Source organism: Vibrio sp. 1CM7H, from assembly GCF_023161645.1.
GTDB lineage: Bacteria > Pseudomonadota > Gammaproteobacteria > Enterobacterales > Vibrionaceae > Vibrio > Vibrio diabolicus.
In genome coordinates this window covers 167,607-181,193 of sequence record NZ_JALNTV010000004.1, presented here as the reverse complement: position 1 = coordinate 181,193, position 13,587 = coordinate 167,607, and the positions used below count along the sequence as shown (strand labels likewise).

The window sequence follows — 13,587 nt, the reverse complement described above, 5'->3', positions numbered from 1 at the left end:
CCACTTACATCTTGCTATCGAGGTATTTACCCGTTTCTTTGTGTCCAAAATCAGGAATCATTGTAAAGAACAATTCTACAATTTGCTCTTTAGTCCAAGCTTGCTCACCTTTCATCTCAGAAATGCTGTTTTCAAACAAAGTAAGAAGCTCTTGCTTATAAAGAGGATCATTTTTGATAATGCCTAGATTTTCGAATCTAGACATATCCAACTCTTCTTTGTCTGTAAAAAACTCTTCAAAGTCTTTCTCTCCAGTGGTATCACTCGTCGTAAACAAGCATGGCCACTTACCCTGCTCTGGAAGCGTATGTGCTAGTTGACGCGCTTCTTCTTCTGTTTCACACAAGTGAGGCTTATAGCCCAATTGCTCTAAGTACTTCACTGCAATATCAGCAAACGAGATAAGGTGCAAAGCTTCACTCAGTTTCGGAAAGAAAATGTCACGGTTTTCACCAAAGATACAAGACATTAAACATAGTTCACCCGACTCTTGAGGCGTAACAAAGTAGCGTTTGATGTCATTTGGCGCCACGATAGGTTGGCGCTTTTGGATGCGTTGGTTAAATCCGTGTAGCAGCGAGCCATCAGAGAATGCCACATTTGCAAAGCGAGCAGTTGAGATCGTCATTTGCTCACTTTTACGCATCAAGAACATCTCCATAATTCGCTTTGACGCTCCCATCATATTAACTGGGTTTGCTGCTTTATCTGTTGAAACACAGAAGTATTTTTTCGAGCCCGCATCAATAGACTGCTGAATGGTTTTATCTGTATTAAAGACGTTTACATCAATCATACGCATCAATGTATAAGGATCTTTTTCACTTCTAACATGCTTGAGCGCAGATAAGTTCAATACATAGTCAAACTTACCATCGGCTTTTATGAATGCGTCGTACTCTAGAGAACCAATATCCAAAGCAAATGTCTGGAAATCACCATCAATGTAACCAAATGAGCTACGGATATCTCGAACAAGCTCTACCATGTTGTTTTCACTAATATCGACAACATGCAACTTCTTAGGATTACGCTTGAAGATTTCTTTAGTTACAGCTTGGCCAATGGAACCTGCACCACCAAGAACAAGAAAACTGGACTCAGAAACAATGCGTGAGAGTTCTACTTCATGGTTTTCAATATCTTGTGTGAATAAGGCTTCGGTACGGCCGATTAAAGGCAAAATAGCGTTCATTACCAAACCCCCTTGGTATCTACTAAGTATGGTGAGTTTAGTGACTCAGCTTTAAATTCTTTATGGTCAACGAGCATTACATGAATATCAGCTGTCGACTTTGCAAAGTCAAAACTCTGAAGTTCAACCTGCTCTAATGAATTCGGTAATTGATGGATATTAGGTTCAACTGCAATTACATTCCCAGTGTGGAAAGAAGCAATTTCTTTTACAATCTGCATTGCTGGGCTTTCACGTAAATCATCAATATCAGGTTTAAACGCTAAGCCATAGCATGCGATTGTAATATCTTTAGCGGTTTTATCAGAGTTCTGTTGCAAAAAGTCTGCAATAGCCATTTTAGTTTTACTCACAACCCAGCCGGGTTTGCTGTCATTCACTTTTCTTGCTGTATGAATAATTTGAGCTTCTACTGGCGTTTTTGAAACGATAAACCATGGGTCAACTGCAATGCAATGCCCACCTACACCTGGTCCTGGTTGAAGGATGTTCACACGAGGATGACGGTTTGCTAGCTCAATCAGCTCCCAAACATTAATTTCTAACTTGTCACAGATAACTGAAAGCTCATTTGCAAATGCAATTTGGACATCACGAGAGCTGTTTTCTGTCAGTTTCGCCATTTCTGCAGTTCGGGCATTGGTAACAACACATTCCCCCTGAACAAATGTCTTGTATAACTCCACCGAACGTTGTGAACATTTAGGAGTAAGACCACCAATAACACGATCGTTTTCCACTAATTCACGTACAACATGTCCAGGTAAAACACGCTCTGGGCAGTGTGCAATATTGATATCTGCCTGTTCTCCATGAGTTTGTGGAAAAGTAAGATCTGGGCGTGCCCGAAGTAGCCAGTCAGCCATCTGCTCTGTAGCACCAACTGGAGAAGTTGACTCTAAAATTACTAGGTCACCCTTTTTCAAGACTGGCGCAATCGCGTTACTGGCGGCTTCGATGTAAGAAAGGTCTGGTGCAGGTATTTCATTATCTTTACAAGGAAGAAAAGGGGTTGGTACTGCAATAAGAAACGCATCAGCGGCTTCTGGAGTATTCACCGCTTTTAGATAGCCTTCTTTTACCGCCGCATTTACGATCATATCAAGCTCAGGCTCTACTATATGAATTTTACCTTGATTGATAGTGTCGACAGCATGTTGGTTAACATCTACACCAATTACTTTTTTCTTACGTGATGCAAACATCGCTGCAGTTGGTAGGCCAATGTAACCTAGGCCTACAACCGAAACTGTTTCAAAAGACATATATACTTCTCGTTAAATTAAATTATTTTGCTAGAACATCTAGAATTCGTTGACATGCTTTTCCATCCCCATAAGGGTTATGTGCAAAGCTCATTTCTTTGTATGCTTGTTCATCTTGCAGCAAAGTTGTCAAACCTGTAACGATTCTATCTACATTAGTGCCAACCAACTTAACCGTTCCAGCTTCCACAGCCTCTGGACGTTCAGTGGTATCCCTCATAACTAGTACTGGTTTACCTAAAGAAGGGGCCTCTTCCTGGATACCACCAGAGTCCGTCAATATAATATGCGCCTTATTCATCAGATAAATAAATGGCAAGTATTGTTGAGGCTCGATCAAATGCACATTGTTGATGCCCGCAAGAATTCGATTAACGGGTTCTCGTACATTCGGGTTCAAATGCATTGGATAAACAATTTGAGCTTCTGGATGTTTTTGTGCTGTCAAAGCTAGAGCCTCACAAATACGCTCAAAGCCGCCACCAAAACTCTCTCTTCTGTGACCTGTAACGAGTACTAACTTTTTATTTTCACAAAGGAATGGGAATTGCTCCGATAACTGCTGCTGAAGAGACTTATCATGATCAATTTTATCTTTAATTATAAATAGTGCATCGATAACCGTATTCCCCGTAACAGAGATATTCTTTTCATCGAAATTCTCTTGTAACAAATTGTTTTGGGACGTGTCTGTTGGTGCAAAGTGATATTGGGTTAGTGTACCCGTCAGCTTTCTGTTTGCTTCCTCAGGCCAAGGCGAGTAAATGTTACCAGTTCTTAGACCTGCCTCTACATGACCAACTGGAACTTGCTCATAATATGCTGCAAGACTCGCTGCAAATGTAGTTGCAGTATCACCATGAACTAAAACAACATCAGGTTTAAACTCTTGTAATACTGGTTTTAATTCTAACAAGATTCGTGCGGTCACATCGTTTAAAGATTGCCCTGCTCTCATTAAATCTAAGTCATAGTCTGGCTTAATATCAAATAGTTCAAGCACTTGATCTAGCATCTCTCGATGTTGAGCTGTAACACAACACTTTGCTTCAAATCGTTCATCATTAGCTAAAGCATGTACCAATGGGGCCATCTTTATTGCTTCAGGTCGGGTACCAAATACCGTGAGTACTCTTTTCTTTGTCATCATTACTGGCCTAATGAAAGTCTTAAAAAATATCGTTACAGGAGCATGAACTCAGTTTTATTTCAAGCCCCCATCAATCTCTGTATGATTTGCTTTGAGTCAACAACTCATCACTTCGACTCTAACTTGTCTCTTTTAGTAAACACGAAGCGGATTAGTACAATCATAATACCCAGCATACCGCCAAGCAGTGTACCCGCAATACAGATCAGAGCCCTTTTAGGTGACGCTTTTTCTTCTGGCACAACTGCTGGATCGATTACTTTAAATACGAATTCTTCTTGAGCTTCAGCAAGCATTAGGTTCTTTGTCTGCTCTTCAATTAGCTTGTAAAATGCAGATTGCATATCAGCAACAGCCGTTTTCTGAAGCTGTTCACTCAAGTAAGTTAGATTTTTATTAGTATCTCGAATTGTACGTTCACGCATGACTTGGTTAATATCTTCAATCAGCCAATTAACCCATTGTTGAGCTACATACGGTGAGTAGTGGTTAACCGATAGTCTAAATAAACCAGACTCTTTATCTGGCTCAATACTCAAAACCTCAGTAACGAATAAACGGTAGGCCTCTTGAGCTGTAGGCTTAACTCCCTTTAGTCCTTGAGGTTTTCTCAGCCAAACTTGTTTCTCTTCATCGTAAAGTTCATCATCTAGTATTAATTTGTTGGAACCCATGTCCCAACCTTTGCTGCCCATAAGAGGAACTAAAATGTCATGTTTCTCTACAAAGGATTCAATAAACTGACGAGACTTAATGACTTGAACAGCTAAGTCAGTTTGATTACTTTGGCTTGGTAAGCTCACTCCGGCAAGTGACGCCAATCCGCCAAGTTGACCAGACATAGCCGCCAAGCCACTAGCATTGGTGTCTTGCGTTGGAGATAAAAGAGCGTCTGCTCTGTAAATATTCGACTTTGATAGTGCAAATGCCACAGCAGCGACAGCAAAAATGACCGTAGTAACAATGATGATCCATTTCCCCTGCCAAAATGCAGAGAGTAATTCACGTAGGTCTATCTCATCTTCGGCAGGAATGTAGGTATGTGGGTATGGGGGCAGGTTTGGGTGTTGCTCAGATTTCATTTTACTTTATCCCAGTCAATTAGCTTCTTGCTCATTGATTAAATACAGATATATACAAAATACGTGAGCCCAGACATCACTTAGACTCACGAATGTTTTGCTATTTCAAAGCATTAATTGCTACACCAGTTTGATATAGTATTTGTGTAGCCGCGGTCCAGGTACTCAACGCATCACGGTAATCCGTATCAATAGGTACAACAATTGTATCGCCAGCTTTTAACCCTTCGTTGTTATTTCCAAACCAGTAACCAGAGGATGGCTTATATACAGAACCATCTGCACGCACTACAAAAATACGGTCTTCGTCCGCTTGTTTCTTAGCTCCACCAGCTTTGTTCAAGTAATCATCAACATCAAGTTTGTTGTCTAACAAGTAGGTAATTGGAACCTGAACTTCACCCATAATCGATACAGTATTACGGAAGGTTGGGACAAAGAGGAAGTCTCCATCTTCTAGCATAAAATCTGCTGAACGCTCACCCTTTAAGATGCGATTTAACTGTACCACCATACGGCCAAGTGCTTTGCTGCGACTTGCTTCTTCAACAAATGCTAACGTTTTTTCTGGGTCTGAAATTACAGAACCTATATTGCTATCTGCTCGGAACGTCTTCTTCGCGGTTTCTTTTCGCATATCTGCGGCGTATTGGTTTAAAAGCTTCTGCTCTTGTAAACGCAATGCTTCACGCGTAAATATTGCCCCTTGAGGGTGAGCAAACTCTGTCAGACCGCCAGCTCGGTCCAATAACTCACTTAAGGTTTCACCTTGACGCACGGTATAGGTTCCAGGGAAGCGAACTTCACCCTGTAGAGTTACTGTGCTTTGTAGCTTCACATTTGGCTTTTCTAAGATGTTCAAACGATCTCGGCCCACGATAACTGCATCGTCTGAAGCACTGCCTTGGATTGCTTTACGCAAATCAATACGTTCAACATCAATATACGCACGCTCATCCGCACTATTAATCGCGGTTCGCGCTAGTTCGGCATTAATTGTGAATGCGTTGTAAGTTAAACCACCAGCGGCTTCAATAAGCGTTGATACCGTCATTCTTGGAGTGATCGGGTAGCGCCCTGGGTGCTTCACTTCACCAAAGACTTCAGCAATTTGAGGGGCTAGCCCCAAACGAGACTGTTGCTGAAGTTGTAACAACACTGGGGCAAGTAAAGTGCGACGAGTGTTTTGCTTCAGTTTTTCAAAGTCTTCTTCCGTAATCTCTTTGCCACGGAATATGATCTTAGCTGGTTTCGCCAGCTCAGTAGTGTTCTGGTTGATAACCATACCGTCTGCTGAATGCGAAACGGCAACAGAAGAGCTCATCACTTCTTGTTCTTTCTGTTGTTCCAGCTCAGCTTGCTCTTGCGCTTGTTCTAACGTTTTTGCTTTTGAAACAGAATCTTGCGTTGCTAATGTATCCAAGTCTTCGTTATTAAAGCGGTTGAAAACCAATATACGGTCTCGTGAGTGTAACTTAAGGTTGTCTTGGCTACCTGGTGATAGAATCGCGTTAGCTAAGCTTAGTTGGAACACCTCAATATCACGCTGTGGATTAATCTCTCTTACCACAACCGCATAGTTAACATCAGCTGTAGAATTAAAAGCGGAGTCAACAGATTTGAAAAGATCGGCAACACGAAGGCCATTGCGCCATTCCACATAGCCAGGATGACGAACATCCCCCTCTATCTGCACGTAACGAGTAAGCTCTTCGCTTTTTTTCAAGATCTTAATGGCGTCGCCATTTTTAACTTTACTCTGTCGATCTTGCATTTTATTGAAATCAAGCGTCAAAGCCTCACGAGCGCCATGTGAAGCGTAGCGTTTTATCTCCAACTGCTCAGCATGAGCATTCGCAGTAAAACCACCTGCCATCTGAATAAGTTGTTGGTAAGTTTCACCGGCCTTGACTTCATAAATTGCCGGACGGTTGATCTCGCCGTCTATAGAAACTGTATCGTTAACAGAACCAATTAAAACAACATCATCCGGTAGTAAGCGCACATCATTACTTGCATCACCTTTTAGTAAAAGGTCATACATATCCAACTTACGAATGATTTTACCATCACGCTTTAGCTGGATATCTCTCAGCGCCCCACTTTCACCAAAACCGCCGCTGTAATAAATAGCTTGTGAAATTGTCGTTAATGCGCTAACCGTGTAGGCACCAGGCTTATATGCATCCCCCATTACAAACACTTGCATGGTGCGTAATTCACCCAATGAGATATCACTGCGCACACCAATCATTTGCTCTTTTACACGTTGCGTCAGAGAGTCTCGAACATCAGAAAAGTGCATGCCAGCAACATTTACCGGACCAAGTGAGGGGAAGTTGATTGTGCCCGCACGATTTACGCGTAAACGATGCGTTTCATTCTCCTTACCAAACAACTGCACAATTATTTCATCACCTGCACCCACGGTGTAATTTGCTGGCACAGGAACATCACTGATCGGAGCGAAGGTGCTTGGAGAACCAGCAAAAAGATCTAAACCAAAGCGTTTAAGCTCTTCCTGTTCACCTTTTTTGAGCCATTGTTCTTCGATATTGGAAGATACAGCGCCACTAGATTCAGCTCTAGGCTTGATGACTTGCGGGTTTTCGTAAGGAGACTTGTTTGAAGATGAACTAGAAGGAATGGAGAAACCATATTTACTCGCCAAGGCCTGTTGTTGGTCAGCGGGTAGATTTTGAAACATTTTCATTTGTTCTGGAGTGGGTGTTTGTGCCATTGAATAAGACGCAAACGTACTTGCCAATATAAAAGCGGCAATAGAGAAATATCCTTTAAACATGGTATGTCACTATAATAATTGAATAAAAGACCCTAGCCCCAAGTTTGAGCTCTAGGTATTTAAATTAGAAACGGTGCTGAAAACCCAATGTAATCGAGTTAAGGCGAACTTGGTCTTCAGAGACGTTATCAACGAACTCAAATATCACCGCGCTTTGGTTGTTTAAAGCGTAGTGCATACCTAACCCAAAACTAAATCCTTGTTCTTTGTAAGAACCTACATTTTGTAGATCAAGCTGAACGCTTGAATACCCAGCTAAACCATAAAGTGCAACTCGCTCTGAAACCGGCATATTCAACTTAACAAAGCCGCTCAAAGCGCTATCAACGGCAAGACCACTGTCACGTTGAACTGATGTCCCATAACGTCCTTCGAGACCAATGTAGTCATTGAAGAAGTACCCTGCTTGCGCACTAAGAAGGAAAGGACTCCCCTCTTTTACGGACTCAGAAGACGAGCTTTTCAATTCTGCATTTGAGTAGCTCACTAACGCACCAGCATAAAAATCGGCTGACGCTGAAAAAGAACTCAGGCTTAAGCCCAGTGCACTAAGTATTCCTAAACAATGCTGCTTTCTTATCACGTAAAAGTCCCTAGTACTGGTAATAATATGGGCTGCCAAAGCAAAGTTAAGCGTGCTATGCAGGCCATTAAATACTGAAGAGTTGCCACGCTACCGCCCTGAGGCGTTGAGCGTAAGCCACTGTATCGCTTTCTATATGGTGTAAGTAAAAACGACCTATTGACTCCAAGCCTCTAGTGCTGGAGGAAATAGGCCGACAAATTATGCACTCTTGATAGTTTATCAGCAAGCAAGGGAGCAAGATAACCGCACAATGTCACGCTGGTGTTAGAAATGAGATCGTAAGCCATAGCAAAATAAGAAACTATTTACATGCTAAGGCTTTTTTATCTAGAATATAATTTGGAGCATTTTTTATGCTACCAAACATCGATGTTTTTATACCGGATATACAAGGATTAATAATGAAGAATACAGCTCTAGCTATTCTTATGGCTTTAAGCGCATCAACTGCATTTGCAGCAGAAGAAGCAGGTTCAGCAGGCGCAGCTTCTGCCTCTGCAACAGGCACAACAGCTGTAGCAGTAGGTGCGGCAGCAGCAGTAACTGTAGTAGCAGTTGCAGCGTCAGATAGCGACTCAACATCTACTTCAACATCTACTTCTACTTCTACTTCTACAAACTAATTTCGTTTTGTAGATAGAAGATAATCGCCCTGAATGACTCAGGGCGATTTTATTTGTAAGAGGGAATAATGAATATCTTCCGAACGTCTAAATGGATACGCCCACTTCTCACTCTTCCGCTATTCACCTTACTCTTTGGTTGTACACAAAAGTTCAATGATGTATCAGCCACAGTCAAAGAAGCATACGGTAACTACATCGATGTAGAGATGACCCCAGAAGAAATAAAGGCCGTTCCTTATGCCAGTGCCTATTTAAAACTTGGGAATCAAAAACAGGTCTTTGTTGTTTTAGCTTTTGCAGAGCGAAATCCTCTCAATGGAAGAATACAACTGAAATGGGTAAGTGCTGACAAAGCTATGATCGTTACGGAGAATGGGCATATCGTCAAAACGATAGGTCTGCAGAATGGGGACTTAGCGGGTGTTTATGGTGACGTGCCAGATTTTTCTTCAGATTCAGCCTCCGTGAACTACACACTCTCATATGATTGGGCAAAACAATACCGTTATGGCTTTCCTGCACATGTAACGCGTTCTTACTCAGGCCAAGAAACGTTAACAACACCAATTTCTAACGCGATGACCAGTGTATATAAAGAAGTCGTTGAGTTTAGTAGTCTTTCTCAATCGGTCGAAAACCTTTATTGGGTTAATGAACAAGGTCAGGTTGTCAAAACCTTACAATATTTAGGACCGAAGATGATTCCGGTTGAGTTAACCATTTTAAAGGGGTATAGCAAATCATGAGCAAACGACTACTCACATTATTCGGTTTGGTCATGCCGCTTTTGAGCACACATGGCTTCGCTCAAACAGAAAGCTCTACTACACAGCCATTAAATGTTAAGTTGCTGGAGGTAAGCAAACAGCTACAATTCCAAGGGCCTGCTCGTTTAGAAAGTGTGTTAGCACTTGCTACGGAGCAAAACGTCTCACTACAATACTCTCTTGGTACGACTTTGTTTGATAAATCAGATCATGCCGAGAAAAGCTCTACCGCTTTAAAGAACTCGGTACTCAATCAAATGATTCAACACAATTTGGTTGCACATCCATTCTACAAATTTATTCAGAAGCAAAACTTTGCACCACGCTCACTGTCTGCGATCGATGTTGATAAAATTCGACTAAATAAATTCGACAATCCGCTTTTGCACGGCAATTACCTTCTCGCAAGCCCTCTACGCGAAGAAAAAGTGTATTACCTGGGAAACCTAAATAGAGTGTATTCCATTAAGGAGCAGGCAGGCATCCCTTTGCAGAGACAGTTAGAGAATTTGAAAAGTAACATTGGTACGTTCTCAACACCGCCAGTGTTGATCTACCCAGATGGTCACGTAGTTAAGCCGCATCACGGAGCTTGGTTAACAACACAATATTACTTACCACCTCTGACATTGGTATATATTCCGTTTGGTGAACTTGAATACTCCGAAATGGACCAAGACATTGTCCGCCTACTCACTCAACTGATACCAAATTCCACAAAGAGACCGCAATGATGCCAATTAGAAAAAGCTTAACCCTTTCTTTAATGGGCCCAGCATTGGTTTGGGCTCAAGACATGCCCTTTGAGGCTCCCACGTTACAGCCTTCTCAGTCTGACTTTGGTGGTGTTGGCTTAATGCAGATGCCAACCGGACGTATGGCCCCTGAAGGGGAATTCAACTTTTCTGTCACAGGTAGTAATGAGTACCTTTTTTACAACGCTACAATACAGGTGATGCCGTGGGCTGAAGCGACTATTAGATATACAATTGTCGATGGACTTCCATACTGTACGGATCCACGATTTTGTGGAGATAACGAATACACAGATAAAGGTATTGATTTTAAATTCAGGCTTCTAGAAGAAAGTCAATATGTACCAGAAGTGTCCTTTGGTGTTAGAGATTTTGCAGGTACTGGCCTTTTTGACTCTGAATATTTTGCCGCAACCAAACAATACTCCAATAGAAGTGTAGGGACACTTGATTTTACACTCGGTATTGGCTGGGGTTCTTTAGGCACCAGAGGAAATATCACCAATCCAGTATGTAAGATCTCTGATCGATTTTGTTCTCGCCCAGGTGATTATCAACTAACAGGTGGAACAACAAACACTGACCGTTTTTTCAAAGGCCCAGCTGCTTTATTTGGAGGTATTGAGTATCAGACTCTGCACGAACCTTTACGCTTAAAAATAGAATATGACAGCAATGATTACAGCGGGGACTTTCCTGTAACAAACGGTGGCGTGAACATGATTCCACATACACCGTGGAACTTTGGTGTACTCTACCGTCTAGGCATGGCCGATTTTCGTTTAAGTTACGAACGCGGAGACACGTTGGTCGCGGGCTTAACGCTAAACACTAATTTCAATGACATGCCATCATTCTGGCGAGACACACCAACACCAGAAGTAGAAAGCAATCAGCCAGAAGAACTGTCTGATGTTGACTGGGAACGTGTAACAGAAGACTTAGACAAAATTGCGGGTTACCAAAACACTCGCATTTATGTTGATGACAACACCGTAACTGTCGTTGGTGAGCAGAAGAAATATCGTGACCGTACAGAGGCACATGAAAAAGCGGCGGCTGTACTTCATAATGGAATGCCTGAAGATATTGATACCTATGCGATCAATGAACGTAGCCGAGGCTTAGTCGGCGAACAAACGACTATTTCCAAGGAGAAATATCGCGACTTTGCCCAAGTTAATTACATCAACCCCAAAATAGAAGATGCAACCGCAAAAGCTAACAATAAGCCAAGTGGAGAATCTGTCTATGATGGTTTTGAACGTTTTGATTGGGGCTTTGCACCGAAGCTTGTTCAAACTCTCGGTAACGCAGAAGACTTCTACCTCTTTAGTGTAGGATTAAGCGGTAATGCCTCATACTGGCTGACGGACAACCTTGAAATAGGCGGCTCGTTATACTGGGATTGGTATAACAACTACGATAAGTTTAATTATGTCACTCCACCTGATGGTACTACCGTTCCCCGGGTTCGTACCATGTTCCGTGCTTACCAAAATGAGCATGCTGTAACCATGTCAAACTTACAATTGACTTGGTTCCAAGAGTATTCCGATACCACGGATCAGCAATTCTACGCTGGCTATCTGGAAAGCATGTTTGCAGGAGTCGGTACCGAGTTTCTTTACCGACCACAAGGAGCTAACTGGGCGATTGGCGCTGACGTCAACTTAATTTCTCAACGTGATCCACAAAGTTACTTCGGTGTTTACGATGAGAAATGGCAAAACGTGCCAGAATATGGACGTCCGTTCCAAGTTATTGATAAAGGATTCACTGGTTTTGTATCTGGTTACTATTACCCTCAATGGGAATTCCTACAAGATTTGATGATCCAAGTCGATGTTGGTCAGTTCTTAGCTGGCGATGTTGGTACACAAATCAATATTTCTAAGCAGTTCAAGAGTGGCGTAATTGCTGGCGCCTTTGCCTCATTTACAGACTTGTCTGCGGATGAATTTGGAGAAGGTAGCTTTACCAAAGGCTTCTACTTGTCGATTCCGTTTGACATCATGACCGTTAAGCCAAGCAACAATCGTGCGAACTTTAGTTGGCAGCCTCTTACTCGTGACGGAGGACAGAAACTCGGCCGTAAATACAGCTTAATTGAGTTAACCGACGAACGAAACCCTTGGTATCAAAGGCCTAACCGTTCGGATATGGAATAATAAAGTAATCAAGGGAGCTGCGGCTCCCTTTTTCATATCTAGATACTAAGTCATAGAAGACTAAAACCTATCTTCCTGCTTCCAATAGCGCTAATTTCTGTTTCTTGCTAGAATTCCTGAGAAAATTTTAATCTATGGTGGAAGTCTTATGATCATCGTAACTGGTGGTGCTGGCATGATCGGCAGCAACATTGTTAAAGCACTAAACGAAGCTGGCATTAACGATATCCTGGTTGTCGACAACCTAAAAAATGGCAAAAAATTTAAGAACTTAGTTGATCTGGACATCACAGATTACATGGATCGTGACGACTTTCTGACCCAAATTATGGCGGGCGATGATTTTGGTCCGATTGAGGCAATTTTCCACGAAGGTGCTTGCTCTGCAACGACTGAGTGGGATGGTAAGTACATGATGCTAAACAACTACGAGTACTCTAAAGAGCTGCTTCATTACTGTTTAGATCGCGAGATTCCATTCCTATACGCTTCTTCAGCAGCCACTTACGGCGATACAGATACTTTCGTTGAAGAACGCGAATACGAAGGCGCACTGAATGTATACGGTTACTCGAAACAGCAGTTTGATAACTACGTTCGTCGCCTATGGCAAGACGCTGAAGAACATGGTGAGACCCTTTCTCAAATCACCGGCTTCCGCTACTTCAACGTATATGGCCCACGTGAAGACCACAAAGGTAGCATGGCATCAGTTGCGTTCCACCTAAACAACCAACTTAACGCAGGTGAAAATCCTAAATTGTTCGCGGGCAGCGAATCATTCAAACGCGACTTCGTTTACGTTGGTGATGTCTGTAAAGTAAACCTGTGGTTCTTAGAAAACCGCGTATCAGGCATTTTTAACTGTGGTACTGGCCGTGCTGAATCTTTTGAAGAGGTAGCAAAAGCAGTTATCAAGCATCATGGCAAAGGCCAAATTGAAACCATCCCATTCCCTGAGCACCTAAAAGGCGCTTACCAAGAATTCACACAAGCGGATCTGACCAAACTGCGCACCGCAGGCTGTGATGTTGAATTCAAGACAGTTGCAGAAGGCGTTGCCGAATACTTGACTATCCAAAACAGTTAAGCACCACAAGGTGGTAGAACCATAACCTGCCACCTTTACTCAAATGCAATAGCCTGTATCATTCCTAACTATCTTTTTTCTCATTTAAACCACTTCG

The 13,587-nt window shown here is 42.3% G+C and carries 11 protein-coding genes; 5 read left to right on the top strand and 6 right to left on the bottom strand.

The genetic code is table 11. The features are described 5' to 3' along the window. Nucleotides 1-4: 4 nt before the first annotated feature. From MSG33_RS16515 to MSG33_RS16490, 6 genes are all read right to left on the bottom strand, one after another. Nucleotides 5-1,195, bottom strand: coding sequence for a UDP-N-acetylglucosamine 4,6-dehydratase (locus MSG33_RS16515; RefSeq protein ID WP_248381481.1), 1,191 nt, complete (start codon nt 1,193-1,195; stop codon nt 5-7). Then, a complete protein-coding gene (wecC, locus tag MSG33_RS16510) occupies nt 1,195-2,460 on the bottom strand; it encodes a UDP-N-acetyl-D-mannosamine dehydrogenase (RefSeq protein WP_248381480.1) in 1,266 nt (421 codons plus the stop codon). The genes MSG33_RS16515 and wecC overlap by 1 nt, the downstream gene beginning before the upstream one ends. Nucleotides 2,461-2,482: 22 nt before the next feature. Further along, entirely contained in the window at nt 2,483-3,607 is a 1,125-nt protein-coding gene (wecB, locus tag MSG33_RS16505) for a UDP-N-acetylglucosamine 2-epimerase (non-hydrolyzing) (protein WP_053809516.1), read from the bottom strand. Nucleotides 3,608-3,717: 110 nt separating this feature from the next. After that, entirely contained in the window at nt 3,718-4,692 is a 975-nt protein-coding gene (locus MSG33_RS16500; protein WP_176318946.1) for a Wzz/FepE/Etk N-terminal domain-containing protein, read from the bottom strand. A gap of 100 nt (nt 4,693-4,792) precedes the next feature. Beyond that, the gene (locus tag MSG33_RS16495; protein WP_248381479.1) at nt 4,793-7,495 is read right to left on the bottom strand and encodes an SLBB domain-containing protein; all 2,703 of its coding nucleotides are present in this window, start codon (nt 7,493-7,495) and stop codon (nt 4,793-4,795) included. Between the two features lie 64 nt (nt 7,496-7,559). Continuing rightward, nucleotides 7,560-8,078 (bottom strand): outer membrane beta-barrel protein, encoded by a 519-nt coding sequence (locus tag MSG33_RS16490; RefSeq protein WP_176318944.1) that lies wholly within the window; start codon nt 8,076-8,078, stop codon nt 7,560-7,562. Nucleotides 8,079-8,482: 404 nt separating this feature from the next. On the opposite strand from MSG33_RS16490, the gene MSG33_RS16485 reads away from it, so the two are divergent. From MSG33_RS16485 to rfaD, 5 genes are all read left to right on the top strand, one after another. Beyond that, nucleotides 8,483-8,704, top strand: coding sequence for a hypothetical protein (locus MSG33_RS16485; protein WP_005535462.1), 222 nt, complete (start codon nt 8,483-8,485; stop codon nt 8,702-8,704). Between the two features lie 68 nt (nt 8,705-8,772). Further along, complete coding sequence (locus tag MSG33_RS16480; protein WP_248381478.1) at nt 8,773-9,453, top strand: YjbF family lipoprotein; 681 nt, start codon at nt 8,773-8,775, stop codon at nt 9,451-9,453. After that, nucleotides 9,450-10,208, top strand: coding sequence for a capsule biosynthesis GfcC family protein (locus tag MSG33_RS16475; RefSeq protein ID WP_248381477.1), 759 nt, complete (start codon nt 9,450-9,452; stop codon nt 10,206-10,208). Before MSG33_RS16480 ends, MSG33_RS16475 begins: the two co-directional genes overlap by 4 nt. Beyond that, nucleotides 10,205-12,400, top strand: coding sequence for a YjbH domain-containing protein (locus MSG33_RS16470; protein WP_248381476.1), 2,196 nt, complete (start codon nt 10,205-10,207; stop codon nt 12,398-12,400). The genes MSG33_RS16475 and MSG33_RS16470 overlap by 4 nt, the downstream gene beginning before the upstream one ends. Before the next feature lie 148 nt (nt 12,401-12,548). Next, on the top strand, nt 12,549-13,490 hold the full coding sequence (gene rfaD / locus MSG33_RS16465; RefSeq protein ID WP_248381475.1) for an ADP-glyceromanno-heptose 6-epimerase: 942 nt from the start codon (nt 12,549-12,551) through the stop codon (nt 13,488-13,490). Nucleotides 13,491-13,587 lie beyond the last annotated feature (97 nt).

Excerpts from the sequence above, each read along its gene's own strand:
- MSG33_RS16495 (WP_248381479.1), bottom strand. The coding sequence starts at position 7,495 with ATGTTTAAAGGATATTTCTCTATTGCCGCTTTTATATTGGCAAGTACG.
- wecC (WP_248381480.1), bottom strand. The coding sequence starts at position 2,460 with ATGTCTTTTGAAACAGTTTCGGTTGTAGGCCTAGGTTACATTGGCCTA.
- wecB (WP_053809516.1), bottom strand. The coding sequence starts at position 3,607 with ATGACAAAGAAAAGAGTACTCACGGTATTTGGTACCCGACCTGAAGCA.
- MSG33_RS16470 (WP_248381476.1), top strand. The coding sequence starts at position 10,205 with ATGATGCCAATTAGAAAAAGCTTAACCCTTTCTTTAATGGGCCCAGCA.
- MSG33_RS16515 (WP_248381481.1), bottom strand. The coding sequence starts at position 1,195 with ATGAACGCTATTTTGCCTTTAATCGGCCGTACCGAAGCCTTATTCACA.
- MSG33_RS16480 (WP_248381478.1), top strand. The coding sequence starts at position 8,773 with ATGAATATCTTCCGAACGTCTAAATGGATACGCCCACTTCTCACTCTT.
- MSG33_RS16500 (WP_176318946.1), bottom strand. The coding sequence starts at position 4,692 with ATGAAATCTGAGCAACACCCAAACCTGCCCCCATACCCACATACCTAC.
- MSG33_RS16485 (WP_005535462.1), top strand. The coding sequence starts at position 8,483 with ATGAAGAATACAGCTCTAGCTATTCTTATGGCTTTAAGCGCATCAACT.
- MSG33_RS16475 (WP_248381477.1), top strand. The coding sequence starts at position 9,450 with ATGAGCAAACGACTACTCACATTATTCGGTTTGGTCATGCCGCTTTTG.
- rfaD (WP_248381475.1), top strand. The coding sequence starts at position 12,549 with ATGATCATCGTAACTGGTGGTGCTGGCATGATCGGCAGCAACATTGTT.